The organism is Aureimonas sp. Leaf324 (genome assembly GCF_001423245.1).
GTDB lineage: Bacteria > Pseudomonadota > Alphaproteobacteria > Rhizobiales > Rhizobiaceae > Aureimonas.
Genome location: NZ_LMOH01000012.1, coordinates 774,981 through 799,624 on the forward strand (window position 1 = coordinate 774,981; position 24,644 = coordinate 799,624).

27 protein-coding genes are annotated in these 24,644 nt (G+C 68.8%); 21 read left to right on the forward strand and 6 right to left on the reverse strand.

Annotation, left to right across the window (positions count from 1 at the left end; genetic code table 11):
• Positions 1–4 precede the first annotated feature (4 nt).
• The 10 genes from ASF65_RS11190 to ASF65_RS11235 all read left to right on the forward strand — a co-directional run bounded on the left by ASF65_RS11190 (position 5) and on the right by ASF65_RS11235 (position 8,556).
• Positions 5–793, forward strand: coding sequence for a glucose 1-dehydrogenase (locus ASF65_RS11190; RefSeq protein WP_055888869.1), 789 nt, complete (start codon positions 5–7; stop codon positions 791–793).
• Positions 794–858: 65 nt separating this feature from the next.
• Positions 859–1,626, forward strand: a complete 768-nt coding sequence (locus ASF65_RS11195) for an SDR family oxidoreductase (protein ID WP_055888871.1) — start codon at positions 859–861, stop codon at positions 1,624–1,626.
• A 14-nt stretch (positions 1,627–1,640) separates the two neighbouring features.
• Positions 1,641–2,723: a 2,3-butanediol dehydrogenase gene (locus tag ASF65_RS11200; RefSeq protein ID WP_055888873.1), complete on the forward strand. Its 1,083-nt coding sequence runs from the start codon at positions 1,641–1,643 to the stop codon at positions 2,721–2,723.
• Entirely contained in the window at positions 2,720–3,493 is a 774-nt protein-coding gene (locus ASF65_RS11205; protein ID WP_055888875.1) for an SDR family NAD(P)-dependent oxidoreductase, read from the forward strand. Before ASF65_RS11200 ends, ASF65_RS11205 begins: the two co-directional genes overlap by 4 nt.
• A 30-nt stretch (positions 3,494–3,523) precedes the next feature.
• Complete coding sequence (locus ASF65_RS11210) at positions 3,524–3,808, forward strand: YciI family protein (protein ID WP_055888877.1); 285 nt, start codon at positions 3,524–3,526, stop codon at positions 3,806–3,808.
• A gap of 11 nt (positions 3,809–3,819) precedes the next feature.
• Positions 3,820–4,821 (forward strand): Gfo/Idh/MocA family oxidoreductase, encoded by a 1,002-nt coding sequence (locus ASF65_RS11215; protein WP_055888880.1) that lies wholly within the window; start codon positions 3,820–3,822, stop codon positions 4,819–4,821.
• Between the two features lie 23 nt (positions 4,822–4,844).
• Positions 4,845–5,828: a zinc-binding dehydrogenase gene (locus tag ASF65_RS11220; protein ID WP_055888882.1), complete on the forward strand. Its 984-nt coding sequence runs from the start codon at positions 4,845–4,847 to the stop codon at positions 5,826–5,828.
• Between the two features lie 73 nt (positions 5,829–5,901).
• Complete coding sequence (locus ASF65_RS11225) at positions 5,902–6,837, forward strand: intradiol ring-cleavage dioxygenase (protein ID WP_055888884.1); 936 nt, start codon at positions 5,902–5,904, stop codon at positions 6,835–6,837.
• Positions 6,830–7,894 carry a maleylacetate reductase gene (locus ASF65_RS11230; RefSeq protein WP_055889153.1) on the forward strand — a complete coding sequence of 355 codons (1,065 nt, stop codon included), beginning with the start codon at positions 6,830–6,832 and terminating at the stop codon, positions 7,892–7,894. Before ASF65_RS11225 ends, ASF65_RS11230 begins: the two co-directional genes overlap by 8 nt.
• Before the next feature lie 47 nt (positions 7,895–7,941).
• Positions 7,942–8,556, forward strand: a complete 615-nt coding sequence (locus tag ASF65_RS11235; RefSeq protein ID WP_055888886.1) for a hypothetical protein — start codon at positions 7,942–7,944, stop codon at positions 8,554–8,556.
• Positions 8,557–8,795: 239 nt separating this feature from the next.
• Here the strand turns inward: ASF65_RS11235 and ASF65_RS11240 are convergent, their stop codons facing one another.
• Positions 8,796–10,151 (reverse strand): Nramp family divalent metal transporter, encoded by a 1,356-nt coding sequence (locus tag ASF65_RS11240; protein ID WP_055888887.1) that lies wholly within the window; start codon positions 10,149–10,151, stop codon positions 8,796–8,798.
• 119 nt (positions 10,152–10,270) lie between these two features.
• Between ASF65_RS11240 and mntR the strand changes: the two genes are divergently transcribed.
• Positions 10,271–10,699, forward strand: coding sequence for a manganese-binding transcriptional regulator MntR (gene mntR, locus ASF65_RS11245; RefSeq protein WP_055888890.1), 429 nt, complete (start codon positions 10,271–10,273; stop codon positions 10,697–10,699).
• A gap of 64 nt (positions 10,700–10,763) precedes the next feature.
• Here the strand turns inward: mntR and ASF65_RS11250 are convergent, their stop codons facing one another.
• Both ASF65_RS11250 and ASF65_RS11255 read right to left on the reverse strand, forming a co-directional pair.
• Positions 10,764–11,780, reverse strand: coding sequence for a murein L,D-transpeptidase family protein (locus ASF65_RS11250; protein WP_055888892.1), 1,017 nt, complete (start codon positions 11,778–11,780; stop codon positions 10,764–10,766).
• 145 nt (positions 11,781–11,925) lie between these two features.
• On the reverse strand, positions 11,926–12,348 hold the full coding sequence (locus tag ASF65_RS11255) for a helix-turn-helix domain-containing protein (protein WP_055888894.1): 423 nt from the start codon (positions 12,346–12,348) through the stop codon (positions 11,926–11,928).
• Between the two features lie 68 nt (positions 12,349–12,416).
• Here ASF65_RS11255 and ASF65_RS11260 point away from each other — a divergent pair, with 68 nt between their 5' ends.
• The 7 genes from ASF65_RS11260 to ASF65_RS11290 all read left to right on the forward strand — a co-directional run bounded on the left by ASF65_RS11260 (position 12,417) and on the right by ASF65_RS11290 (position 18,306).
• Positions 12,417–14,609, forward strand: a complete 2,193-nt coding sequence (locus tag ASF65_RS11260) for a heavy metal translocating P-type ATPase (RefSeq protein ID WP_055888896.1) — start codon at positions 12,417–12,419, stop codon at positions 14,607–14,609.
• A complete protein-coding gene (locus ASF65_RS11265; protein ID WP_055888898.1) occupies positions 14,606–15,208 on the forward strand; it encodes an isoprenylcysteine carboxylmethyltransferase family protein in 603 nt (200 codons plus the stop codon). The genes ASF65_RS11260 and ASF65_RS11265 overlap by 4 nt, the downstream gene beginning before the upstream one ends.
• Positions 15,209–15,233: 25 nt before the next feature.
• A complete protein-coding gene (locus tag ASF65_RS11270; protein WP_055888899.1) occupies positions 15,234–15,728 on the forward strand; it encodes a copper chaperone PCu(A)C in 495 nt (164 codons plus the stop codon).
• A complete protein-coding gene (locus ASF65_RS11275; protein ID WP_082505411.1) occupies positions 15,725–16,420 on the forward strand; it encodes an SCO family protein in 696 nt (231 codons plus the stop codon). Before ASF65_RS11270 ends, ASF65_RS11275 begins: the two co-directional genes overlap by 4 nt.
• Positions 16,401–16,871 carry a disulfide bond formation protein B gene (locus ASF65_RS11280; protein ID WP_055888901.1) on the forward strand — a complete coding sequence of 157 codons (471 nt, stop codon included), beginning with the start codon at positions 16,401–16,403 and terminating at the stop codon, positions 16,869–16,871. The genes ASF65_RS11275 and ASF65_RS11280 overlap by 20 nt, the downstream gene beginning before the upstream one ends.
• A complete protein-coding gene (locus ASF65_RS11285) occupies positions 16,868–17,521 on the forward strand; it encodes a thioredoxin domain-containing protein (RefSeq protein ID WP_055888903.1) in 654 nt (217 codons plus the stop codon). Before ASF65_RS11280 ends, ASF65_RS11285 begins: the two co-directional genes overlap by 4 nt.
• Positions 17,522–17,688: 167 nt before the next feature.
• A complete protein-coding gene (locus tag ASF65_RS11290) occupies positions 17,689–18,306 on the forward strand; it encodes an isoprenylcysteine carboxylmethyltransferase family protein (protein WP_055888905.1) in 618 nt (205 codons plus the stop codon).
• Between the two features lie 177 nt (positions 18,307–18,483).
• Here the strand turns inward: ASF65_RS11290 and ASF65_RS11295 are convergent, their stop codons facing one another.
• Both ASF65_RS11295 and ASF65_RS11300 read right to left on the reverse strand, forming a co-directional pair.
• A complete protein-coding gene (locus ASF65_RS11295; protein WP_156369253.1) occupies positions 18,484–19,098 on the reverse strand; it encodes a copper chaperone PCu(A)C in 615 nt (204 codons plus the stop codon).
• A gap of 89 nt (positions 19,099–19,187) precedes the next feature.
• A complete protein-coding gene (locus ASF65_RS11300) occupies positions 19,188–19,907 on the reverse strand; it encodes a L,D-transpeptidase (protein ID WP_082505413.1) in 720 nt (239 codons plus the stop codon).
• A gap of 956 nt (positions 19,908–20,863) precedes the next feature.
• Between ASF65_RS11300 and ASF65_RS11305 the strand changes: the two genes are divergently transcribed.
• Genes ASF65_RS11305 through ASF65_RS21385 form a run of 3 tightly spaced genes read left to right on the forward strand, consistent with a single transcriptional unit; the run spans position 20,864 to position 23,405 of the window.
• Positions 20,864–22,273, forward strand: coding sequence for a cytochrome ubiquinol oxidase subunit I (locus ASF65_RS11305; protein WP_055888909.1), 1,410 nt, complete (start codon positions 20,864–20,866; stop codon positions 22,271–22,273).
• Positions 22,270–23,280, forward strand: coding sequence for a cytochrome d ubiquinol oxidase subunit II (gene cydB, locus ASF65_RS11310; protein ID WP_055888911.1), 1,011 nt, complete (start codon positions 22,270–22,272; stop codon positions 23,278–23,280). Before ASF65_RS11305 ends, cydB begins: the two co-directional genes overlap by 4 nt.
• Positions 23,281–23,291: 11 nt before the next feature.
• Positions 23,292–23,405, forward strand: a complete 114-nt coding sequence (locus tag ASF65_RS21385) for a DUF2474 domain-containing protein (protein ID WP_156369254.1) — start codon at positions 23,292–23,294, stop codon at positions 23,403–23,405.
• A gap of 137 nt (positions 23,406–23,542) precedes the next feature.
• Here the strand turns inward: ASF65_RS21385 and ASF65_RS11320 are convergent, their stop codons facing one another.
• Positions 23,543–24,358, reverse strand: a complete 816-nt coding sequence (locus ASF65_RS11320; protein WP_156369255.1) for a hypothetical protein — start codon at positions 24,356–24,358, stop codon at positions 23,543–23,545.
• Between the last annotated feature and the right edge of the window lie 286 nt (positions 24,359–24,644).

Here is a 24,644-nt window from a genome sequence, read left to right on the forward strand (position 1 = left end):
GGACATGACACACGCACTCGACGGCCGCAGCGTCATCGTCACCGGAGCCGGGCGCGGCATCGGCGAGGCCATCGCCCACGATCTCGCCGCCAAGGGCGCCAGGGTCGCGGTGGCCGATCTCGACGGCGCGCGCGCCGGGGCGGTCGCGGACACCATCCGCCGCGACGGCGGCACCGCGATCGGGATCGACGTCGACGTCTCGCGGCGCGACAGCGTGCGCGCCATGGTGGAGCGGACTGTCGCCGAGTTCGGCCGGCTCGACGTCCTCTTCAACAACGCCGGCATCAGCCAGACCTGCCCCTTCATGGAGGTGAGCGAGGCCGACTTCGACCGCATCATGGCGGTGAACGGGCGCGGCGTCCTGATCGGCACGCAGGAAGCCGCCCGGCAGATGATCCGCCAGGGCGGCGGCGGCAAGATCGTCAACACCGCCTCGATCGCGGGCAAGCAGGGCTACCCGCTCTTTGCCCATTACTGCGCCTCGAAGTTCGCCGTGGTCGCGCTCACGCAGGCCGCCGCCCGCGCGCTCGCCGAGCACCGCATTACGGTCAACGCCTTCGCGCCGGGCGTCGTGGCGACCGAACTCTGGCAGCAGCTCGACCGCGAGTTCATGGACCACGGCCTGACCGAGACGCCCTCGCAGGCGATCAACGAATTCTCGCAGTCCATTCTCATCGGCCGGCCCTCGACGCCCGCCGACATCGTGGGGACCACGGCGTTCCTCGCCTCCCCCGCCTCCGACGCCATGACCGGCCAGACGGTGATGATCGACGGCGGCATGGTTCTCACCTGACCCCGGAACGGGTCCGGCTCCACAGGAGCCAACACGATACAGACGCAATCGAACGGGAGGACATCATGGCACGGCTCGAAGGAAAGGTGGCGATCGTCACCGGCGGCGGCACCGGCATCGGCGAGGCGACGTGCCATCGCTTCGCCGAAGAAGGCGCACGCGTCGCCGTGTTCGACGTGGTCGAGGATGCCGGGCGCGAGACGGTGGAGGCGATCCGCCGGACGGGTGCCGACGCCGAGTTCCATCGCTGCGACGTCTCGAAGGAGAGCGACGTCGAGAGTGCGGTCGGCGCCGTCGTCTCGCAGTGGGGCACGCTCGACGTCCTGGTCAACAACGCGGCCATCACCGGCGTCAACAAGCTGGCGCACGAGGTCGCGGTCGAGGACTGGGACCGCATCTTCGCCGTCAACGTGCGCGGCGTCTTCCTCTGCACCAAGCACGCCGTGCGCGCGATGATGGAGAAGAAGCGCGGCTCGATCGTCAACTTCTCGTCGATCTACGGCCTCATCGGCAACGACGACCTGCCGCCCTACCACGCCACCAAGGGCGCGGTGCTCGCGATGACCAAGACGGACGCGATCTGCTACGGCCAGCACGGCATCCGCGTCAACGCGGTGCATCCGGGCTCCACCAAGACGCCGCTCTTCATGAAGGCCGGGGAGACCTATCCGGGCGGGCTCGATCATTACCTCGAGATGATGTCCGCCAAGCACGTCCTGCCGCTGGCCGAGCCCGTCGACATCGCGAACTGCGTGCTCTTCCTCGCCTCAGACGAATCCCGCTTCGTGACGGGCGCGAGCCTCGTCTGCGACGGCGGCTACACCGCACAGTAAGGGGGAGACGAGCGATGAAGGCCATCCGCTACCACGCCCGGCGCGACATCCGCCTCGAAGACGTCGCCCCGCCCTCCGAAGACCTGAAGCCCGACCAGGTGCTGGTCGAGCCGCTGGTCTGCGGCATCTGCGGGACCGACCTGCACGAATACGTCGCCGGGCCGATCGTCACGCCGGTCGAGCCGCATGTCTATTCCGGTGCGACGCTGCCGCAGATCCTCGGCCACGAGTTCTCGGCGCGCGTCCTGGCGGTCGGCGCCGACGTCACCCACGTCGCGCCCGGCGACCGGGTGTCGATCCAGCCGCTGATCTCGCCGCGCGACGACTACTACGGCCGCCGTGGGCTCTATCACCTCAGCGAGAAGATGGCCTGCGTCGGCCTGTCCTGGGACTGGGGCGGCCTTGGCGAGCGCGCCGTTCTCAACGGCTACAACGTGTTTAAAGTCCCCGACACGATCACCGACGTGCAGGCGGCGATGATCGAGCCGGCCGCGGTGGCGCTCTACGGCGTCGATCGGGGCGGCGTGGAGGCCGGATCGAGCGTCCTCGTCTCGGGCATCGGACCGATCGGGGCCCTGACGCTTCTGGCCGTGAAGGCGGCGGGCGCGGCGACCATCTTCGTCTCCGAGACCAATCCGAACCGCCGCGCGCTGGCAAAGGAGCTCGTGCCGGAGGCCGTCGTCTTCGATCCGACCGCGGGCGACGACATCCTCGCGACCATCCGCGCGGCGACCGAGGACGGCGTCGGCGTCGACGTCGCGCTGGAATGCGTCGGCGCCGAAGCCTCGCTCAACCTCTGCGCCGAGGCGGTGCGCCGTCGCGGCACCGTGGTCCAGGTCGGCCTCCACACCAAGCGCGCGGCGATCGACGCCATGCTATGGGCGCTGAAGGACATCACCCTCGAAGCCACCTGGTGCTATCCGACGACGATCTGGCCGCGCGTCGCCACGATGATCGCCTCCGGTCGCTTCCCGGTCGAGCGCATCGTCACCGCGACGATCCGCCCCGAGGAGGTCGTCGACAAGGGCTTCGAGGCGCTGCTCGATCCGACCGGCCGCAACATGAAGATCCTCGTCGCGATGGGGAGCGGCGCGTGAGCGCCACCGACCGCTTCCGCCTCGACGGGCGCTCGATCGTCGTCACCGGTGCGGCCGGCGGCATCGGACGCACCACCTGCCGGCACCTGGCGACGCTAGGCGCCAGGGTCGTCGCGGCCGATCGCGACGAGAGCGTGCGTGGCGTCGCGGACGCGCTTTCGGCCGAAGGCCTTTCCGCCGACTGGATCGCATTCGACGTCGCCGACCCCGCCTCGGTGAACGCCGCCCGCGACGAGATCCTCTCGCGCCACGGCGCGGTCGACGGGCTCTTCGCCAATGCCGGCATGGCCTACGAGCGGCCGGGCGCCGAGCATACCGACGACGACTGGCGCCGCGTCATGGGCGTCAATCTCGACGGCGTCTTCTGGACCATCCGCGCCTTTGCCGCCGGGATGCTGGAGCGGGGCCGCGGGGCGGTCGTCGCCACCTCGTCGATTGCGGGCGTCAAGGCCGTGCGCCCCGAACTTCACGTCGGCTACGACGTGTCGAAGGCCGGTGTCGCCCACATGGCGCGAGTCCTCGGCGTCGAATGGGCGCGGCGCGGGGTGCGCGTCAACGCCATCGGCCCCGGCTACACCGATACGGTGATGCTGGCCGAGGTCGGCATCTCGCAGCCCGACGTCATGGCGCGCTGGATGGACGACCAGCCGATCGGCCGCCTCGTGTCGCCCGACGAGATCGCCGCCACCGTCGGATTCCTCCTGTCGGACGCGTCGAGCGGCATCACCGCGCAACTTCTCATGGTCGACGGCGGCTACTCGGCCGCCTAACCCCTCACCAGTCGCAAACGGACCCCTGCCATGCACTTCATCGTCCATTGCCTCGACCGGCCGAACGCCGTCCAGGACCGGCTTGCGCACTACGACGCGCACAAGGCCTATCTCGCGTCCGCCTCCGTCAGAAGCGTGATTTCCGGCCCGCTCGTGGCCGACGACAACGAGACCATGATCGGCTCGCTCTTCCTCCTCGAAGCCGACACCAAGGACGAGGTCCTCGCCTTCAACGCCGCCGATCCGTTCAATCGGGCCGGCATCTGGGAAAAGGTGGAGATCCACCCGTTCCTGAAGCGCGTCGACAACCGCTAGGAGCCACCGCGATGGAACCCGTCAAGACAGCGATCGTCGGCCTCGGCTGGTGGGGCCGCAAGATGACCCACCTGATGTCGGGGGGCGACGCAGGACTGAAGCTCGTGCGCGCGGTCGACCCCGCACCGGAGGCCGCCGAGTTCGCCGCGCAATACGGCATGGCCTTCTCGGCCGATCTCGAGACCGCGCTCGCCGATCCCGAGGTCGAAGCCGTGATCCTCGCGACCCCGCACGCCCTGCACGAGGCGCAGATCGAGGCCAGCGTCGCGGCCGGCAGGCATGTCTTCTGCGAGAAGCCGCTGGCGCTCACCAAGGCGGGCGCGGAAAAGGCCGTGCGGCTCTGTCACGACGCCGGCCTCGTGCTCGGCATGGGACACGAGCGCCGCTTCGAGCCGCCGATCGCCGAGATCCTCGATCTCGCGCGCGAGGACGGTCTCGGCCGCATCCTGCAGATCGAAGCCAATTTCAGCCACGACAAGTTCCTGTCCCTGCCGGCCGAGAACTGGCGGCTGAAGGCGGACCAGGCGCCGGCCGGCGGCATGACGGCGACCGGCATCCACCTGACCGACCTCGCCGTGAAGCTGATGGGCCCGGCGTCCGACGTCCGCGTGTCCTGCGAGAACCTCGCGTCCAGCATCCCGCAGGGCGACACGATGAGCGCCCATGTGCGCTTCCGGGGCGGCGGCTCGGCCTACGTCTCGGCGACGCTCGCCACGCCCTTCGTCTCGCGCTTTGCCGTGTTCGGCACCAAGGGCTGGATCGAGGTGCGCGACAAGACCCATGTCGAGGCGCCGAGCGGCTGGATCGTCACGCGCGCCTCGACGGGGACGCCGATCACGGTCGCCGAAGTCGGCGCCGCCGAGCCGGTGCGCGACAACCTGCGCGCTTTTGCCCGCGCGGTCCGGGGCGAGGCGCCCTATCCGATCACCGGCGAGGAGATGATCGCCAATATCGCGCTTCTGGAAGCCATCGTCCGCTCGGCGGAAAATGGCGCCGTCGAAGCCGTCCACTAGCCGCGTCCCGGGAGAGACACGCCATGAAAGCCCTGATCTTCGAAGCCCCCGAGAAGCCCGTCGTCGCCGAGGTGGAGATGCCGCGGATCGCCCCGACCGAGGTCCTGGTGAGGACGCGCGCCGTCGGCATCTGCCATTCCGACTACGAGCTCCTCGCCGGCCGCTACATCATTCCGATCTCCTATCCGGTGACGCCCGGCCACGAATGGGCCGGCGAGATCGTCGAGGTCGGCCGCGACGTGAAGGGCTTTGCGGTCGGCGATCGGGTGGTGGGTGAATGCGTGGTGCGCACGCCCGAACGGCTCCACCACTTCGGCTTCTCGCTCAGCGGCGCCGACCGGGAATACTTCAACGTCAACCCGGAATGGCTGCACAAGCTGCCCGACGCCGTCGACGACAAGAAGGCGTCGCTGATCGAACCCTTCACCTGCGGCTTCTACGCGGTTCAGCGTGCGGGCGGCACCAATGCCAGCGAGACCGTGGTGGTCTCGGGCGGCGGCACGATCGGCCTCGTCTCGGCGGCGGCGGCGATCGGCATGGGCGCGCGGGTCATCGTGGTCGACCCGATCGCAAAGCGCCGCGAGGTGGCACTCGCCCTCGGCGCCGACCAGGCGATCGACCCGTCGGACGGCGGCGCGGTCGAGCGCGTGATGCAACTGACCGGCGGCCGGGGTGCCGATCTCGTCATCGAGGCGGCCGGCCACGACGCCTCGCTCGCAGCGACCTTTGAGTTCGCGCGCGAGGAAGGCCGCGTCTCGATGGTCGGCATCAACATCGGGCGCAAGGTGTCGGTGAACCTCGGCCTGATCCAGATGAAAAACCTCGAGGTGAAAGGGTGCATCGGCTCGCCCGGCGTCTGGCCGGCCGCGATCCGCTTCCTGGAGCGCACCGGGCTCGACCTGTCGCCGATCCAGACGCACGAGTTCGCGCTGACGGAAGCCGTCGAGGCCTTCCGCCTCGGCGCCGACCCGCAGGCCTGCATCAAGGTCACGCTGCTGGCGGCCTGACCTCCCCCCACGAAGCCTGATGACGACACGGAGACCGTCCGGCCCGGCCGGCGGTCCAGTCGAAGGAGACGCGATGACCGACGCAACCGATCCGACCGCCGGCGACGGCTACTTCACGGAAGAGAACTCCGCCGAGGTCGTCATCGCGCGCAACCGGGATGCCCGGGACGAGCGGCTGAAGACCGTGATGGACAGCGCGGTGCGCCACCTCCATGCCTTCGTGAAGGAGGTGGAGCCGTCGAACGCCGAATGGATGCGGGTGATCGAGTTTCTCACCGCCACCGGGCACATCACGAGCGACTGGCGGCAGGAATGGATCCTCCTGTCCGACATCCTCGGCGTCTCGATGCTGGTCGACGCGATCGACAACCGCAAGCCGCGCGGCGCCACCGAGACGACGGTGCTCGGGCCCTTCCACGTCTCCAACGCCCCGCACTACGAGAACGGCCAGGACATCTGCCTCGACGGCAAGGGCGAGAAACTGCTGGTGACCGGGCGGGTCGTCGACACGGACGGGCGTCCGATCGCCGGCGCGACGCTCGACGTCTGGCAGGCCAACGACGAGGGCTTCTACGACGTGCAGCAGCAGGGTGTGCAGCCGGACTTCAACCTGCGCGGCATCTTCACCTCGGGCCCCGACGGCGCGTTCTGGTTCCGCTCGGTCAAGCCGCGCTTCTACCCGATCCCGGCCGACGGCCCGGTCGGCCAATTGCTGGGAGCGCTCGGCCGCCACCCCTATCGTCCCGCCCATATCCACTTCATCGTGGGTGCGCCGGGCTTCGAGGAGGTGACGACCCACCTCTTCACGCCGGACTGCCCGTATCTGCACACCGACGCGGTGTTCGGCGTGAAGGCCGACCTCATCGCCGACTTCCAGACGATCGACGACGCGGCCAAGGCCGCCGAACTCGGCTTCCCCAACCCCTTCACGGCGGTGGACTGGACCTTCGTGCTGGCCCGGTCCGAGGAAACGCCGGACGATGCCGGCAAGGGCGACCGCGATGCGTGATTTCGTCTACAACGCCCACCCGGCCCGCGTGATCTTCGGCTCCGGTACGCTCGCGCGCCTGCCGGAAGAGGTCGAGCGCCTCGGCCTGTCGCGCGTGCTCGTTGTCGCGACGCCCGAGCAGGAGGCCGACGCGCGCCGCATTGCCGGGCGCATCGGAGAGCGGGCGGCCGGCGTCTTTGCCGGGGCCCGGATGCACACCCCGACCGACGTCACCGCAAGGGCCATGGAGGTCGTCACGGCCGAGCGCATCGACGGGCTGGTGGCCGTCGGCGGCGGTTCCACCACCGGGCTCGCCAAGGCCATCGCGCTGCGCACCGACCTGCCGCAGATCGTGGCCCCCACGACCTATGCCGGCTCCGAGATGACGCCCATCCTCGGTGAGACCGAGAACGGCCGGAAGGTCACGAAGTCCGATCCGCGCATCTTGCCCGAGGTCGTCATCTACGACGTCGACCTCACGCTGACGCTGCCGGTCTTGATGTCCGTCACCAGCGGCATGAACGCCATCGCCCACGCGGTCGAAGCACTCTATGCCCGCGAGGCGAACCCAATCATCTCGATGATGGCCGAGCGCGCGGTCGCAAGCCTGGCCAGGGCGCTGCCCGTCATCCACGAGCGCCCGGACGATCGCGAGGCCCGGTCGGACGCCCTGTTCGGAGCCTGGCTCTGCGGCGTCTGTCTCGGCAGCGTCGGCATGGCCCTTCACCACAAGATCTGCCACACGCTCGGCGGCACCTACAACCTGCCGCATGCCGAGACGCATACGGCGGTCCTGCCCCACGCGATCGCCTACAATGCCGGCGCCGCGCCGGAGGCGATGCAGGCGCTGCGGCGCGCACTCGCAACGGACGACCCGGCGGGCGCGACCTTCGATCTGGCGGAACGGCTCGGCGCGACCATGGCGCTGTCATCCTTCAAGCTTCCCGAGAAGGCGGTCGACGAGGTGCCGGACCTCGTGCTCGCGAACCCCTACTGGAACCCGGCCCCCCTCGATCGCGCCGCGCTGCGGACGCTCGTCGCCGACGCCTTCGCCGGACGACGACCGTCGGCGGATTGAGATCGTCATACCGGACCGCGCGCCGGCCAACGCCTGGTTCAGGAGGCTTGCGCGTTGGGGACGACGGACCGACCGGGTCCTCGATCGCACGGGTCGGCACCTCCTGGCGCCTCGCCACCCTCAACGAGGCCGATCATGCGAGGCGACAGGATCTGTCGGGCGTGTCCCTGCGGCACGAGGCCAAGACCCTCCGCCCTTCGACCATCGGCACCGATCGCGTGCGGCTCGTCGAACGCCGTGACGACACCCTAGTCGCCATCGTTCCGGCCTTCGGCGTCGCCTGCCTCCTCGTGTCGGAGGAAGACGCGAGCGACCGCCCGCACGCCGGGCATCGCCGCGGTCGTCGACGGATGGACATTGGGCGTCGGCGATCTGGCTCCCGTTCCCATCGCCGTCGATCGCGGCTGGAAAATCCCGGGCTTCCCGTTCTTCTCAGGGAGTGGCCTCTATCGGACGACGTGACCGTGCCGGACCAGTTGGACAGAACCGCCTGGCACCTCGAACGTGCCGCGATACATGTCTTCGGCGAGCTTTGGATCGACGATCTCCCTGTTGGCCGGTTCCTCGACAGTCCTTCGATCTTCCCGCTGCCGTCCCATCCGGGCGGCGTGCTTTTGGGCCGCGATCCGCGTTCGCAACACCGCCATCCCGTATGCAAGTGAGGCTAACAGGAGGCCGGAAGGACGGGCGCGAGTGCGGCAAGCTGCATGCGCACCATGATGCCGACGGGGGCCGCCCCGTCCGCGTCCGAACCGACCGGCGAGAGCACGTCGGCGTCCCTCCTTTCGCCGCGACCGCGCTGTCCGCCCTTCTTCCCTCCAAGCGCGATCGGGAAATGGCGTCGGTTCCGTGGCGGGAGACGCGATAAGGCCTTGAGGGCTCGCGGCTGAGCGACGCCGGGTTAGTGCGACCGCGCCCCCAGGACGAAGTCGAAGAGCAGCTTCACGTTCAGGAGCGCGATGGCCACCGCGATCAATACAGCGAGAGCCGACAGCCAGCGCGGTGTGACGAGGTCGCCCATCTTGCCACGGTCCATGGTGAACATGACCAGCGGGAACACCGCGAACGAGAGCTGGAGGCTGAGGACGACCTGTGTGAGGATCAGGAGCCGCGCCGTCCCGCTGTCGCCGAACCAGATCGTCACCGACGCGGCGGGCACGATGGCGATGATCCGCGTGACGAGGCGCCGCAGCCAGGGCGCCAGCCGGATGTCGAGAAACCCTTCCATCACGATCTGCCCGGCGAGCGTGGCGGTGACGGTCGAGTTGATGCCGCAGCACAGGAGGGCGATGCCGAAGAGGGTCGGGGCGACGGCGGCGCCGAGGATCGGCGCGAGCAGGCTGTGCGCCTCCCCGAGTTCGGCGATCCCCGTGCGCCCGGATGCATGGAAGGCTGCGGCCGAAAGGATCAGGATCGACGCATTCACGAGGAGGGCGAAGCACAGCGCGACGGTGGAATCGATGGTCGCAAAACGCAGCGCCTGGCGCTTTTCCGGCAGCGTCGTGCCGTAGTCGCGTGTCTGGACGATCCCCGAATGAAGGTAGAGGTTGTGCGGCATCACGGTCGCGCCGAGGATGCCCAGCGCGAGGTACAGCATCTCGGGGTTCGAGACGATCTCGGTGGTCGGCGCGAAGCCCCGGATCACGTCCCCCCAGTTCGGGTCGACCATCGCGATCTGGACGGCGAAGCACACCGCGATGACCCCCAGAAGCGTCACGATCAGCGCCTCGACCCAGCGGAAGCCGAGCTTCTGGAGCCAGAGGATCAGGAACACGTCGATGGCGGTGATGAGGACGCCGATCTCGAGCGGGATCCCGAACAGGAGGTTGAGGCCGATGGCCGTGCCGATCACCTCGGCGATGTCGGTGGCGACGATGGCGATCTCGGCGAGGAACCAGAGCGGCAGCGCGACATAGCCGGGATAGGCGTCGCGGCACGCCTGCGCGAGATCGCGGCCCGACGCGATCGCAAGACGCGCACAGAGCGACTGCAGCACGATCGCCATGATGTTGGACAGGAGGGCGACGAAGAGCAACGTGTAGCCGAAGGCGGAGCCGCCGGCGATCGACGTCGCCCAGTTGCCGGGGTCCATGTAGCCGACGGCGACGAGATAACCGGGCCCGAGGAAAGCCGCCGCCTTGCGCCAGGGCGGGGCGTTCCGGTCGACGCGCACGGTGCGGTGAACATCGAGAAGCGACCCGTCACCGCGGTCCCGCCGCCAGCCCGCATCGTCCGCGCGTTCGTTCGAACCGGTCATCGTTCCGTGCCTTGCCCCGACCCGCATAGATTTGTTCCACGACACAGGGTTTGTCCAGTGACAAACTTTGTGCGCACGCTGGCATCCTGCTACCGTCGCGCCATGGGCGGGAACACCAGATGACGGCTGAGCGAGACGGACCCCGGACGGCCCCCATCGCCGCGCGGTTCGCGCGCGTGCGTCTGGCCAATCAATCCGAGCTGTCGGAGGACTACGTCGAGATGATCGACGACCTGATCGGCGAGTTCGGGGAAGCGCGGGCGACCGACCTCGCGGAACGCTTCGGCGTGTCCCCCGGAACCGTGGCGCGCACCATCCAGCGCCTAGCCCGCGACGGCCTCGTGGAATCGAAGCCCTATCGTGCGATCTTCCTCACCTGCGAGGGCAAGGCGCTTGCCGAGCGGGTCAGGGAACGCCACCGGCTGGTCGTCGACTTCCTGATCGCCGTCGGCGTCGCGCCGGACGCGGCCGAGATGGACGCCGAGGGGATCGAGCACCATGTCGGCAAGGACACCCTGGAGGCGTTCCGCAGCTTCCTGTCGCGCTGACGACGGAGCGAGGGGACGTCACGTCGGCCCGTGGCGGGGACCGCGCAACGAGGTCCATCTCCCCTCAGCGCTCGGCGTCGGCGGGGTCGTCCACCAGGGCGTCCGGCCGGCTTACCTCAACGGCGGTCATCGACGTCTTCACCGCGAGTTCCTTGGTGCCCAGCCGCTTCAGCATGTCGCGGAACTGCGGGTGCATGCCCCCGTCGACATAGGCCATCGGCATGCCCGCACGCCCTTCCGACAACAGCGACTGGAGCAGTCTGTCGTCACGCTCGCGCCTGGCGGCCACCTCGGGCGAGACGCGCGCCTCGAGCGGCGGGCAGGCCGCGGCCGGATCGAGCGGCCGGCCGTCCTTGCGGCGGGAATCGAACACGTAACGGCCCCCGCAGGCCGCCACGTCGGGCTCCTTCCGCGTCACGTCGAAGATGTCGTAGCCGAGCTTGAGGTTGCGCCAGAAGGCGATGTTCGGGTCGCTCCTGTGGCGCGCCATCTGCGCGGCCGTCATCCGGAACGGGAAGGACTGGACCTGGAAGTCGCCCTGGCCGATCGAGAACGCCTTCTCCGCGTCGGCATACACCTCGTCGACGCCCTCGTCGGTCATGGCGAAGCATCCCGACGACGAGCAGGCGCCGTGCACCATCAGCGAGTCGCCGGTGTAGCCGAGCGACGTCTCCAGCGGGTTCGGGTAACCGAGGTTGAAGGAGCGATGGTACTTCGAGTTCGGGTTCATCAACGACCGCGTGACCCGGTAGAACCCCTCGGGTGCCTGGCGGTCGCCGTTCGTCGTCTTGGGACCGAGCTTGCCCGACCAGCGGCAGAGCGGATGCGTCTTGTGCAGGGCGTAGCGCCCGTCCGCGCCCAGCTTCCAGACCTCGAGCTCGCTCTCCTCCTTGAAGATGCGAATGAGGATCGACCCCTGCGGCCGGGCCTTCGTCTCGGCATAGGCCGTCGGCACGAGGTCCTTGTAGGTCTCGTCCGACATCGACATGCAGCCGCCCGCCGACGCGAGACCGAGAAGGGCGACCGCCAGCGCAGCTCGGCGCGTGGCGGTGCGGGCGCGGTGTCGGGCAGGAGGGGGCATTTCGTTCCAAGGGCTGGTCGTGGCAGGTCTCCCGTGCATCATCGACGGTCGGGCTGTCGCGGGAATGACCTGGAGGCCGCAAGCGTCCCGACCGCCAAGAGAGGGCTCGATCCGGCGGAAGTGAGGCGACCGGGACGGCCGGTCCTCAATGCGTCTCGTGCAGGCACGCGCCGTGATCGCCGAGCACCTCGATCACCCGGCACTCGGCGACGGAATGGTTGCAGCAGTCGGTCATGCGGGCGACCTCGGCCCGCAGCGCTGTCAGCCGGGCGATCTTGTGGTCGATGTCGGCGAGATGCGCGGCCGCGATCCGGTCGGCGCTCTCGCAGGGATGGTCCGGCTCCCCGGCCAGCGCCAGCAGTTCGCGGATCGGCCCGATCTCGAAGCCGAGCTCGCGGGCATGGCGGATGAAGCGAAGACGCCGGAGGTCGCCCGCGTCATAGAGGCGGCGGTTGCCCTCCGTGCGCGGCGGGGCGGCCAGGAGGCCGATCTGCTCGTAGTAGCGGATCGTCGGCACCTTGATGCCGCTCGCCCGCGATGCCTCGCCGATCGGAACGCCGCCCGTCATTTTTCCGCTTGCTCCTCTAGCCACTGGAGGAACTACGCTTTTCCCGAGACGCAAGCAAGGAGAGCGCCATGAGCACGGTGGCGGACGAGAGCCGCTTCAGGGTCACGGGCATGGACTGCGCGGCCTGTGGCAACAAGGTCGAGACGGCGATCCGACGGCTGCCGGGCGTGGAGGACGTCACCGTCTCGGTGACGTCGGGGGCGGTGAAGGTCCGCCATGGCGCGGGCTTCGACGCGGCGGCCGTGACGCGGCAGGTCCGGAACCTCGGCTACGGCGCCGAGGCGGCGAACGGGGCGGCCACTCCGGCCGAACGGCACGCCCATCGCGACCACGATCATCCCGCGCCCGTCGGAAGCGACCACGCGGGCCATACGCATGACGACCCTGCGGAAACGGGCCTGCCCTGGTGGCGGACGAAAAAGGCTCGGGTGACGGCGGCCTGCGGCGCGGCGCTGCTCGCAGCCTACGTCCTCGGCCACCTCGCGCCCGCGTTGGAGCGTCCGGCGTTCCTCGCGGCGCTCGCCGTCGGGCTCGTCCCCGTGGCCTGGCGCGCGGTCGCGGCCGCCCGGTTCGGCACCCCGTTCTCGATCGAGACGCTGATGACGATCGCCGCCATCGGCGCCGTCTTCATCGGCGCCGAGGAGGAGGCGGCGGCCGTCGTCCTCCTGTTTCTGGTCGGCGAGATGCTGGAGGGGCTGGCGGCGAGCCGCGCCCGGGCGAGCATCCAGGGCCTTACCAACCTCGTACCCAAGACGGCGCTGCTCGAGAGGGACGGCCGGACGACCGAGGTGCCGGCGGAAAGCCTCGCGGTCGGCGCCACCATCCTCGTGCGCCCCGGCGACCGCATCCCGGCCGACGGCTCGATCGTCGAAGGATCGGGCGATATCGACGAGGCGCCGGTAACGGGCGAGAGCGTGCCCAAGCGCAAGGCGGTCGGCGACCCCGTCTTTGCCGGCACGGTCAACGCAGGCTCGGTCCTTCGTGTCCGCGTCACCGCCGCGGCCGCCGACAACACGATCGCCCGCGTCGTGCGTCTGGTGGAAGAAGCGCAGGAATCGAAGTCGCCGACCGAACGCTTCATCGACCGCTTCTCCAGGGTCTACACGCCCGCCGTGCTCGTGGTCGGCTTCCTCGTCGCCGTCGTGCCGCCTCTGGCCGTCGGGGCGGACTGGAACGAGTGGATCTACAAGGGTCTCGCGATCCTCCTGATCGGTTGCCCCTGCGCGCTCGTCATCTCGACGCCCGCCGCGATCGCGGCCGGCCTGTCGGCGGGCGCCCGCCGCGGCCTCCTGATGAAAGGCGGCGTGGTGCTGGAGACGCTCGGCAGGATCATGGCCGTGGCCTTCGACAAGACGGGGACGCTGACCGCCGGCAAGCCCGTCGTGACCGACGTCGTCGCGGTCGGGCGACCGGCGCGGGACGTCCTGTCGCTTGCGGCCGCGCTGGAGACGGGGTCGAGCCATCCGCTGGCGCTCGCCATCCTCGAGAAGGCCAAAGTGGAAAAGGCGCCCGTACCGCCCGCCTTCGACGCCAACGCCATCCCCGGTGAGGGCGTCGAGGGCCAGGTCGGCGGCGAGGCGGTGTTCCTCGGCTCGCCCTTGGCCGCGGGCCGCCGTGCTCCCCTCGAGGACAAGCAGACGGCCGCGATCGCCGCGCTGAATGCCGAAGGCAAGACCGTATCGGTCGTGCTCGCGCGCGACGGGGTCGCAGGCTACATCGCCATGCGCGACGAAGCCCGGCCGGACGCACGCGAGGCGCTGGCCGCCCTGAAGGCGGACGGCATCCGCACCGTGATGCTGACGGGCGACAACCGCACGACGGCCGAGGCGGTCGCCGCGGGCCTCGGCATCGAGGCGCGGGCAGAGCTCCTGCCGCAGGACAAGCAGCGCATCGTGCGCGAGCTCCAGGCCGAAGGCTTCACGGTCGCCAAGGTCGGCGACGGCATCAACGACGCCCCGGCGCTGGCCGCCGCCGACATCGGGATCGCCATGGGCGGCGGCACCGACGTGGCGCTGGAGACGGCGGACGCGGCGGCGCTGCACGGGCGGGTGCGGGACGTGCCGGACATGATCGCCCTCTCGAAGGCGACCATGGGCAACATCCGGACGAACATCGCGATCGCGCTCGGCCTGAAGGCGGTGTTCCTCGTGACCACCGTCCTCGGCATCACGGGCCTCTGGCCGGCGATCCTCGCCGATACGGGCGCGACCGTCCTCGTGACGGCCAATGCCATGCGGCTCCTCGGCTGGCGGCCCCGATGACCGCCGCCGTCGACGATCTCCTCCGCTTCGGCCCGGCGGTCGTCCTCGCCGTCACCGCGGCGTGGCTCGCGCTCGCCACCCGCCGGACGTCCCGGGAGATCGCGGGGCGGGCCTACGGCTTCGGCAGGAGCCTGAGTCAGAGGCTGGCGCGTGTCCTGTTCGCCGCGGCCGTCGTCGGCGGCCTCGCGGCCCTCGCGCTCCATGCTGCGGAAAGCGCGTCGGCCGCGTTCGCACCGCTGGCGGGCGAGGCCAGCGCCATCCGCTTGGCCGGGCTGGCGCTGGCCGTCGCGGGGCAGGTCCTGACGGTCGCGGCCCGAAGCGGGATGGGCCGACGCTGGCGGGTCGGCATCCCCGCCGAGGCGCCCGATGCCTTGGTCACGACGGGTTTATTTGGCCTCAGCCGCAACCCCGTGTTCCTCGGAATGCTGGCGATGGCGGCGGGCCTTGCGGTCGCCGTGCCCTCCCCGACTGTCATTACCTGCGCGCTCGCCTTCTGGATCGCCTGCGAGATCCAGGTGCGGGACGAGGAGCGTTTTCTCGAACGCTCGTTCGGCCCCGCCTACACCGCATATCGATGCGCCGTCCGGCGCTGGATCTGACGACGCTCGGAAAAAGGATGAACCGATGAAACTTGCATGGGCGGCGCAGCTCGCCGCCGTCACCGTCGGTGTCGCCCTCCTCGGCCCCGCCGCGGCGCACGAGTTCAAGGCCGGCGACCTCACGATCGACCATCCCTCGTCGCGGCCGTCTCCACCCAGGGCGAGCGTCGGCGTCGGATACGTCTCGATCCGCAACGACGGGACCGAGGCCGACCGATTGATCGGCGGTTCGGCCACCGTCGCCGCACGGTTCGAGATCCACGCCTCCACCGTGGAAGACGGGGTCGCGCGCATGCGCCGCGTCGAGGACGGGATCGGGCTGGAGCCCGGCGCGACCGTGAAGCTCGCCTCCGGCGGAGCCCACTTCATGCTGCTCGACCTCAAGGCACCGATCGTGAAGGGGCAGTCGTTCGACGGCACCCTCGTGTTCGAGCGCGCCGGCACCGTGCCGGTCCGCTTCACGGTGGAGGGCTTCGGCGTGGCCACCCCTTCCTTCTCGCACGAGGGGCACCAGCCGTGAGCCTTCGCACCGTCCGCCTGTGGCTCTGGGGCGCGGTCGCCGCGGCGGCGGGCATACTCGTCGGCGTCGCCTGGAGCCTCCCGCCAACCGAACAACGGTCCGCCGTCATTTCGTCGCCCGACATCGGGGGCGAGTTCGCGCTGATCGACGAGGACGGCAAGCCGAGGCGATGGTCCGATTTTCGCGGCAAGCCCGTCGCCGTGTTCTTCGGCTTCACGAACTGCCCCGACATCTGCCCGACGACACTCGGCGAACTCTCGGTGCTCCTCGCGGATCTCGGCCCTCGCTCCGACGATCTCCAGGTTGTGCTCGTCAGCGGCGATCCGGAACGGGACACGCCGGAGGTCCTCAACGCCTATCTCCAGTCCTTCGACCCGAGAATCGTCGGACTGACGGGCCCGGTGGCGGAGGTCGACCGCGCCTTCGCAGCCTTCAAGGCCTACCGGAAGAAGGGGCCGACGCAGGGCGGCGACTACACGATCGACCACTCCGCCGGCGTCTATCTCTACGACCGCGACGGCGGCTTCGCCGGCACGCTGGACATGCATGAAGACATGAAGGTCAGGGCTGCGAAGGTGATCCGCCTCATCGAAGGTTCCGATGGGGGTGATGCGAGCCTCGTCGAGGACGGGATCGTCAGGTCGGCCGCCCGGACCACGACGGAGGCCGCCGATGTCGACGCGAACGGTTGACCTCGAGGAGCCGGCCGATGTCGCCCCTGACGCCCCGGCCCGGCACCTGGCGCCCCTCTATGCCGCTTGGGTCGTTGCGCTCGTCGCGACGCTTGGCGCGCTCTTCGTGGGCGAGGTCATGGGGCAGGCGCCCTGCGTCTTGTGCTGGTACCAGCGCATCGCGATGTTTCCCCTGGCCGTCGTGCTCGGGATCGCCGCTTTCCGGGGGGACCGGGGCGTGCGCGTCTATGCGCTGCCTCTCGCGATCGCCGGCCTGGCGGTCGCGGCCTTCCATGCGCTGCTCTACGCCGGGATCGTGTCGGAGGCCATCGAGCCCTGCGGCGCGGGGCCGTCCTGCGCGAGCGCCGACATGACGATCTTCGGCGGCCTGCCGCTCCCCTACCTCTCCGTCTCGGCCTTCGCCGCGATCACCCTGCTCCTCGTTCGCCGCTTCGACAGGAAACGGGCATGAACCGCCGGACTTTCGTTGCCTCCACTGCCGCCGCGGCCCTCCTCGCCTTCGGCGGAGGAGCGGTCTGGTACCGCGCCGGCCGTCCCGTGATCGCGCCGCTCTCCACGGACGGCGACCGTCTCGTTCGCCCCCATTCGCCGGTCATCGGCCCCGTCGACGCGCCGGTGACGCTGGTCGAGTTCTTCGATCCGTCCTGCGAGGCCTGCCGGGCCTTCCATCCGATCCTCGGGCAGATCCTTTCCCGGTATCCCGAGGATCTGCGCCTGGTCCTGCGCTACACGCCGCTCCACGAAGGCTCGGACGAAGTCGTGCGCATCCTGGAGGCGGCACGGCGACAGGACATGTTCGAGGCGGTGCTCGACCGCCTGTTCGAACGCCAGCCCGAATGGGCTATCCACGGGGCGCCCGACATCGCGAAGGCCTGGGAGATCGCGGGAACGGCTGGCATCGACATGGCCCGAGCCCGTCTCGACGCCGTGTCGCCGGAGGTGAGCGCCGTCCTCGAAGGGGACGTCGCGGACCTCGAGGCCGTCGGGATCCAGAAGACCCCGACCTTCTTCGTCAACGGCAAGGAGCCGGCGCAGTTCGGACCCCAGCCGCTCTACGAGGCGATCGCGGCGGCGGTCGAAAGAACGCGGACGGACAGTTGAGCGTAGGCACCGTCCGGAACCCCGGACCCGACAACAGCCTTCGCCGTCGACCCGCCGTTTCCGCCCGCCGATCGCACTGATGGCCGGATTGAATCCTCCATGTCTCGGAACCGCCCCGTTTGAACCCGACAACGTCCGACGGTATCACTGGCTAGAGGTCCGCCCTCATGAATCCCGTCGACATCGACCTCGTCCAGCAGCGCCGAAAGCAGGTCCTGCGACTGTCCGCTCTCGGGCTTCTCGCCTTCTGCGTGGCGATCGGGCCGCTTTGGGCGGAGCATTCCGTCCTGGAGGAGGCGGTCGAGACGCTGGGCCTTGCCGCGATCGCCGCCGGGGTCCTCGGGCGAGCGTGGTGCTCGCTCTACATCGGTGGGCGGAAGACACGCGAGATCGTCGAACTCGGCCCCTACTCGGTCAGCCGCAACCCCCTGTACGTCTTCACCTACCTCGCCATGTTCGGCGTCGGCGCCCAATCCGGCAGCCTGACCATCGGCTTGGTTCTCGCCGTGTCGGTGGCCGCGATCTTCCGCGTCGTGATTCGAAGCGAGGAGGCCTTTCTGGCCGCGGAGTTCGGTTCTGCCTACGAGGCCTATCGCCAGCGGGTTCCGCGCTTCGGGCCCCGGTTCTCGGCTTGGCGAGACATGCCCGTGATCGCGGTGCGCCCCGACCGCGTCGCAAGGACGCTGGCCGACGGCCTCCTGTTCCTGCTGGCTTGGCCGGCCTTCGAACTCCTCGAGGAGGCCCGCGAGTTCGGCTGGATCGGGACGGTGCTGCTCGTCCCCTGACGCTCGGTTCAGTCCTCTTCGCCGCAGGTCAAGCCACGGCGGTTCGAGCCAGCGTCCGGTGGACTAGGACGATCGGCGAAACCGCCGCCACCGAGGGCGACCGGGAGTGCCGCAGGAGCCTGCACGCGAGGGTAAGGCACGTCGAACCCGTGGCCTTGTGAGCCTGCGGGACCGATCTCAGTTCGCCGTTCTTCGCGCCGCGGCTTCGTCGAGCTTGCCCAGCCATTCCGGGTTCGAAGGATCGTGATGGTGGATGTCGTCGGCCTCGCGATCCCCCTTGACCCTCGCGGACAGGGTCTGCACAGTCCCGTCACGAAAGGCGAGATCGAGCGACACCCTATCCCCAATGGAGATCGGATCCCTTGGCGTCAGGTGCATGGGGATCCCCCGTTGCAACATCACCAGTTCGGCATGGCCTGGGATCGGCACGGCAGACCGCTCCTCCTCCACCCCGTCTCGGGACCGCGTCGATGGCTGGACGAAGCGCACATGACTGAAGGCGCCGCTCAAGACGGCTTCGAGGCGTGCCTCCTCGGAGGTGCCGTTCCAGATGACAAGATACCCCTCCAGATCGCCGTCGCCCCCTTTCGGGGGAGCCGCGACGATCGCCAGTTCCGCGACCAGCGCGGACGACGACGCACCCAAGGAACTGGCAGTGGCCGGCAGTCCCGCCAGCGACAGCCAGACCAACGGGACCAACCAGGTACGTGCATTTGCCATCATGCGGCTCCGGTTCGAAAGCGGTTCGTTCCCGGTGTCACGGCCTTGCGGCGCGAACACGTTCGCGATCACCGCGACCGCGACGGTCGACGGCCCCGCCCGACCGGGCGGGGAAATGGCGAGGCAGCCTGACGGGAGCGGGTCCTGTCTTTTGCGCGACCCTACGCCGATGCCACAAGCCCTCCTCGGACCAGGATTGGCGACGGCGTCAAGACGCGCGCGTAGAGGTCGATGATGTCCTGGTTCAGCAACCGCACGCAGCCGCTGGAGACGGCCTTGCCGATCGTCCAGACCTCGGGTGTCCCATGGAGGCGGTAGAGCGTGTCGAGCCCGTCCTGGAAGATATAGAGGGCACGCGCGCCCAGGGGATTGCTGAGGCCGGGAGCCTGGCCACCGTTCTCCGCGCTGAAGCGCTCGAGCTCCGGCTGGCGCCGGATCATCTCGGCCGGGGGTGTCCACGTGGGCCAGGGCCGCTTCCACTGGATGACACCCTTGCCGGACCAGGTGAAGCCCTGCCTTCCCAATCCGACGCCGTAGCGCAGTGCCTCCCCGTTCTCGCGGACCAGGTAGAGGAAGTAGTTGTCCGTGTCGACGACGACCGTCCCGGGACGCTCGCCCGTCGGGTCCCGCACGACCTGACGGTAGAACCGGGGTTCGATCTTGCGCAGGTCCACCGCGGGGATCGGGAACCTCTCCTCCGGCATGGCACGGTACATGGAGCGATAGTTCGGATCGATGGGAGGATCCACCGTCGGCGCCGTTGCCGGGGGAGTCGCCCCGGTGGTCGTGCAGCCGGGCAGGACGAGCGCGCCCAAGGGAAGGGCTGCCAGTGTCAGGAACTGCCGGCGGGTGCGATGAAGTGAGTTCGGCTCGGTGGCCATTCGCGCATTCGCTTTCGTGAACGTGAACGCTTGGCACCCACCGATGGGATGGGCGCCGCATGAAGACGCGTTCGGCGGAACGTCTCCTCGGCTATGCCGGGGGAGCCGTCAGCGTGAGCGTCGCGGACACGTCGAGTGGGCGCGGAGGAGGAAGAGCGACGGACATAACGACCGAAGCGGGCCATGGTGGCGCCTGAAGGCGGAGAACAACGGAGGAGCCGCCCGGTCGCTGGAGGACGAACTCCTCGACGGACCAACAGTTCGAGTGGCAGTTCTCGGACGCTGGCGTCGGGAGGTGCGAGCCGCCCTGTCGATCCGACCTACCTGCGGATTCAGGGGGTCGCGTGGCGACGGAGGGGGCGGCGTCGGCCCAAGGGACTTGGCGCTGTGCAGTCGTCGCCGATGCAACAGCGCCGTGCATGTCCAGCACGACGGCCATCATGAGAACCCAGCACAGAAACAACCGACGTATCATGCACGCCTGCCCCGTCGACGACGGCGGCGAGCGCTAGGCGACGGCGCGGTCGGCACAGCCCAGCCGACCGCCGCAATCGCCGCGCGCGGGAACTCCGGTGGGAGCCTTCCGACGTCTTGTTGCCAACGGCACATCGCCTTCCTCGTCCATGGGAATCTTCAGGGCACGGGCCCGTGGCGGCAACGTGTCCGCCGTTGGTTAAGTTTTCCTCTCCACCACGACGGGAGGCAGCCTGGCTCGCGACCCGTGTATCCAGTGCTGAAGGGGGCGCACTGAGAGCACCTTCTCCGGCGCCCTCGGCTTTCCGCAGCGTTTGGGTTGATGCTCGAGACCGCCCGGCCGTTCGTACCGGTCGCGATCGGGACGGCCCGTTCACGCAATCGTGGTGATCCGGATGCACCGGGACAGTCGCCGTTGGGCGATTTGTCCAGTTGGCCTGCGAGGCCGATCCGTCCCTTTTGCCGGGCAAAGGAGGACGTTCATGTTCGACGACTTCGACCCCATCCTGCTTGCGCGCATCCAGTTCGCCTTTACGGTAAGTTTCCACTTCATCTTCCCGGCGTTCTCAATCGGCTTGGCGAGCTTCCTTGCCGTGTTGGAGGGGCTATGGCTGTGGACGGGTCGCCAGCTCTACCTCGAGCTGTTCAGGTACTGGACCAAGATCTTCGCCGTGGCCTTCGCGATGGGCGTCGTCTCGGGCATCGTCATGTCCTACCAGTTCGGCACGAACTGGGCCGTGTTCTCCGACAAGGCGGGTCCGATAATCGGACCGCTGATGGCCTACGAGGTGCTGACCGCATTCTTCCTCGAGGCGGGGTTTCTCGGCGTCATGCTGTTCGGCATGAACAAGGTCGGCAGGGGTCTCCACTTCGCCTCGACGCTCGCGGTCGCCGTCGGCACGCTGATCTCGGCGACATGGATTCTGTCGGTGAACAGTTGGATGCAGACGCCCGTTGGGTTCAAGCTCAACGAGGCGGGCCAGTTCGTGCCCGGTGACAGTTGGTGGACGATCGTCTTCAACCCGAGCTTCCCCTATCGCCTGACACACACGGTCATCGCCGCCTACCTCACCACCGCCTTCGTGGTCGGGGCGGTTGGTGCCTGGCATCTCCTGAAGAACCGTTCGGATCCGCACGCCCGGAAGATGTTCTCCATGGCGATGTGGATGGCCGCGATCATGGCGCCGATCCAGATCCTCGCCGGCGACCAGCACGGCCTCAACACGCTGGAGTACCAGCCCGCGAAGATCATGGCGATGGAGGGTCACTACGACAGTCACCCGGACGGGGCGCCACTGATCCTCTTTGGAATTCCGAACTCGGAGGAGAGGCGGATCGACTACGCGGTGCAGATTCCGAAGCTGTCCTCGCTGATCCTCAAGCACGACCTGAACGCGCCGTTGGAGGGTCTGGACACCGTTCCCGAAGCGGACCAGCCGCCCGTCGGCATCGTCTTCTGGTCGTTCCGGATCATGGTGTCCATCGGGATGGCGATGCTGGGCATCGGTCTTTGGAGCCTGTGGACGCGGTGGCGCGGGAGTCTCTACGAGGCCCCGTGGCTGCATCGCGCGGCGCTCGCGATGGGCCCGTCCGGCTTCGTCGCCGTTCTCGCCGGATGGGTGACGACGGAGGTGGGACGCCAGCCGTTCACGGTCTACGGACTTCTGCGAACGGCCGAGAGCGCATCCCCCCTGGCCGCCCCGGCCGTCGGCGCTTCCTTGGTGGCGTTCGTGATCGTCTACTTCACGGTCTTCGGTTTCGGCACCTGGTACATCCTTCGCCTGATGGGCAAGGGCGCGCATGCGGGAGAGCCACAGATCACGGAGGACGCACCGATCCGGACTGCCGGCATCACGCCGGGCCTTGTCCAACAGGCGGGGAGCCACCCATGACCGGCGTCGACCTCGACCTTGCGACCGTCTGGGCGTTCATCCTGGCGTTCGCTGTCTTCGCCTACGTCGTCATGGACGGCTTCGACCTCGGGATCGGCATCCTGTTCCCGGTTTTCGAAGTCGGCCCGGAGCGCGACAAGGCGATGAACTCGATCGCCCCCGTCTGGGACGGCAACGAGACATGGCTGGTGCTGGGAGGCGGAGGCCTGTTCGCGGCGTTTCCGCTCGCCTACGGCGTGGTCATGACGGCGCTCTACCCACCGATCATCGCCATGCTCCTCGGCCTCGTCTTTCGAGGCGTTGCCTTCGAGGCACGCTGGCGCGATCCCGCGCACCGCCGGGGCTGGGATTTCGCCTTCACCTGCGGATCCATCGTCGCCGCCTTTTCGCAGGGCGTGATCCTCGGGGCGCTGCTCCAGGGCATCGAGATCGAGGGGCGCGCCTACGCGGGTGGATGGCTCGACTGGCTGACGCCGTTCAGCGTCCTGACGGGCATCGGCGTCGTCTGCGGTTACGCCCTGCTCGGCGCGACTTGGCTCATCTGGAAGACGGACGGCGGGACGCAGGACCACGCTTTCCGTCTCGCCGGACGGTACGGCGTCGCCACGCTCGTCGCGATCGGGCTGGTCAGCCTTGCGACTCTTGGCCTCGACTACGGATATCGCGACAAGTGGCTGAGCTTTCCCGCCGTGCTCCTGACGGCCCAGGTACCGCTCCTGACCACGATACTGGCCTTCGCGTTCCACCGCTCGATCCGCAAGCGCCGGGAGATCCGACCGTTCTTCTTGGCGCTGGCCCTGTTCCTTATGAGCTTCGTGGGTCTTGGCATCAGCATGTATCCGTTCATCGTGCCGGATGCCCTGACTATCTGGCAGGCGGCGGCACCAGCGTCGAGCCAATGGTTCATGCTCGTCGGTTCCGCGGTCCTGATCCCGATCATCCTCTGCTACACGGCGTTCTCCTACTGGGTGTTCCGGGGCAAGGTTGCCGAGGACGGGTACCACTGATGGACGAGGGCATGAACGCGGGACCCTGGTGGAAGCGCCTCCTATGGCTAGTGGTCATCTGGGCGGCGAGCCTCGTGGCGCTCGGAGTCGTCGCGCTCGTCATCCGGTACTGGTTGAACGGGTGAACCGGCTGCATCACTGCGTCCGACGACCGTCGCCGCAACCGTGCGATCGGGCGCCAGGGTTCCGGCGCCCGCCACCAACTCAGCTCGCCGAGGTCATCGGCAGCAGCCCGAGGATTGGGACCTCCCTGGCCCGGAGGTCATTCGCTGCGCCTTCGGAACACCAGCACTTCATGTCCGGCCTCCGGCGGTAGAACCAAACGGGCCAGGTCTACAGCCGTCTCGCAGGAGAAGTCCGGCGCCGCACGGTACGCCTCCCTTGCTCCCGTTGCGAAAGCGTATCGGCTTCCCACGACCACGTAGGTCTGGACACTAGGCGTCTCGAATACGGCGGCCTCGAACGGGTTCCCCGGCGGAGGCCAGGAGCATATGACGACCTCGGGCGCGTGCACCTTGAGCGCCTCCCTCGCATCCATCTTCCCAACGAAGTCCGGGTAGCGGATCTCGTGCCCCCAGCTCATGTCGTCGACCGCGACGACCGGGACGCCGGCTCCGGCGAGGAAACGGGTCAGCGTGCCGTCGCCGGCCGCGATCTCGAGGCACCGCCTGCCGCCGACCATTCGCGCGACGGCATCGACGAACTCGCGCGACAGGAAGCAGTAGGTCCCTCGAGCCTGTTCGCGCGACAGGAAGGCACCCTTGTCGCGGACGAACGGCCAGGCCAGGCGGAACACACGGATCGAGACGGGCTTCTTATTGCCGTCACCGTCACGCAACAGGCCGGACGCGACCGCCGCGGACATCCTGCCGATGGTGGAAGAAGCTCCCCCGCCTTGCGTTACGGCGTCGGTCCCGATCCGCTGGATGGCAAGGATCGCCATGCGCTGGCGGACCAGCCGCAGCGTCTCCTCCTTGCGACCCTTCCTTCCGGCTGGTCGGGCCGACGTTGCCGTTTCGCGCCGCACCAGGATCTCGTCCAGTCGTTCGGCGGAGCGCTCGACGATGGCCGTCGCCATGTCATTCTCGACGCGCGCCCACTCGTCGGGAAAGCGGGAACGCATGGACTGGAGGTCGGGCCTGGAGCCCAACCAAGCCCTGACGTCGAACCCCTCCTTCACGTTGTCACCCCGCGGAGCGACAGTTTCGTCCGGCACCCGGCATCCATGGGCATAGCACCAAGCGGGACGAAAGGCGTCGCGCTCATTCCGCCGATCGCCTGGTCGTGGAGCGGGTCACCGGCGGCGGCGGCCTTGGCATGGGTGGTTGTGGCAACGGCCAGCATCGCGAACGATGCGGACAGGG

What these genes read in the sequence shown, in the direction of transcription:
- ASF65_RS11190 (WP_055888869.1), top strand. Translation starts at nt 5, where the DNA reads ATGACACACGCACTCGACGGCCGCAGCGTCATCGTCACCGGAGCCGGG.
- ASF65_RS11195 (WP_055888871.1), top strand. Translation starts at nt 859, where the DNA reads ATGGCACGGCTCGAAGGAAAGGTGGCGATCGTCACCGGCGGCGGCACC.
- ASF65_RS11200 (WP_055888873.1), top strand. Translation starts at nt 1,641, where the DNA reads ATGAAGGCCATCCGCTACCACGCCCGGCGCGACATCCGCCTCGAAGAC.
- ASF65_RS11210 (WP_055888877.1), top strand. Translation starts at nt 3,524, where the DNA reads ATGCACTTCATCGTCCATTGCCTCGACCGGCCGAACGCCGTCCAGGAC.
- ASF65_RS11215 (WP_055888880.1), top strand. Translation starts at nt 3,820, where the DNA reads ATGGAACCCGTCAAGACAGCGATCGTCGGCCTCGGCTGGTGGGGCCGC.
- ASF65_RS11220 (WP_055888882.1), top strand. Translation starts at nt 4,845, where the DNA reads ATGAAAGCCCTGATCTTCGAAGCCCCCGAGAAGCCCGTCGTCGCCGAG.
- ASF65_RS11225 (WP_055888884.1), top strand. Translation starts at nt 5,902, where the DNA reads ATGACCGACGCAACCGATCCGACCGCCGGCGACGGCTACTTCACGGAA.
- ASF65_RS11230 (WP_055889153.1), top strand. Translation starts at nt 6,830, where the DNA reads ATGCGTGATTTCGTCTACAACGCCCACCCGGCCCGCGTGATCTTCGGC.
- ASF65_RS11240 (WP_055888887.1), bottom strand. Translation starts at nt 10,151, where the DNA reads ATGACCGGTTCGAACGAACGCGCGGACGATGCGGGCTGGCGGCGGGAC.
- mntR (WP_055888890.1), top strand. Translation starts at nt 10,271, where the DNA reads ATGACGGCTGAGCGAGACGGACCCCGGACGGCCCCCATCGCCGCGCGG.
- ASF65_RS11250 (WP_055888892.1), bottom strand. Translation starts at nt 11,780, where the DNA reads ATGCCCCCTCCTGCCCGACACCGCGCCCGCACCGCCACGCGCCGAGCT.
- ASF65_RS11255 (WP_055888894.1), bottom strand. Translation starts at nt 12,348, where the DNA reads ATGACGGGCGGCGTTCCGATCGGCGAGGCATCGCGGGCGAGCGGCATC.
- ASF65_RS11260 (WP_055888896.1), top strand. Translation starts at nt 12,417, where the DNA reads ATGAGCACGGTGGCGGACGAGAGCCGCTTCAGGGTCACGGGCATGGAC.
- ASF65_RS11265 (WP_055888898.1), top strand. Translation starts at nt 14,606, where the DNA reads ATGACCGCCGCCGTCGACGATCTCCTCCGCTTCGGCCCGGCGGTCGTC.
- ASF65_RS11270 (WP_055888899.1), top strand. Translation starts at nt 15,234, where the DNA reads ATGAAACTTGCATGGGCGGCGCAGCTCGCCGCCGTCACCGTCGGTGTC.
- ASF65_RS11280 (WP_055888901.1), top strand. Translation starts at nt 16,401, where the DNA reads ATGTCGACGCGAACGGTTGACCTCGAGGAGCCGGCCGATGTCGCCCCT.
- ASF65_RS11285 (WP_055888903.1), top strand. Translation starts at nt 16,868, where the DNA reads ATGAACCGCCGGACTTTCGTTGCCTCCACTGCCGCCGCGGCCCTCCTC.
- ASF65_RS11290 (WP_055888905.1), top strand. Translation starts at nt 17,689, where the DNA reads ATGAATCCCGTCGACATCGACCTCGTCCAGCAGCGCCGAAAGCAGGTC.
- ASF65_RS11300 (WP_082505413.1), bottom strand. Translation starts at nt 19,907, where the DNA reads ATGGCCACCGAGCCGAACTCACTTCATCGCACCCGCCGGCAGTTCCTG.
- ASF65_RS11305 (WP_055888909.1), top strand. Translation starts at nt 20,864, where the DNA reads ATGTTCGACGACTTCGACCCCATCCTGCTTGCGCGCATCCAGTTCGCC.
- cydB (WP_055888911.1), top strand. Translation starts at nt 22,270, where the DNA reads ATGACCGGCGTCGACCTCGACCTTGCGACCGTCTGGGCGTTCATCCTG.
- ASF65_RS21385 (WP_156369254.1), top strand. Translation starts at nt 23,292, where the DNA reads ATGAACGCGGGACCCTGGTGGAAGCGCCTCCTATGGCTAGTGGTCATC.
- ASF65_RS11320 (WP_156369255.1), bottom strand. Translation starts at nt 24,358, where the DNA reads ATGGCGACGGCCATCGTCGAGCGCTCCGCCGAACGACTGGACGAGATC.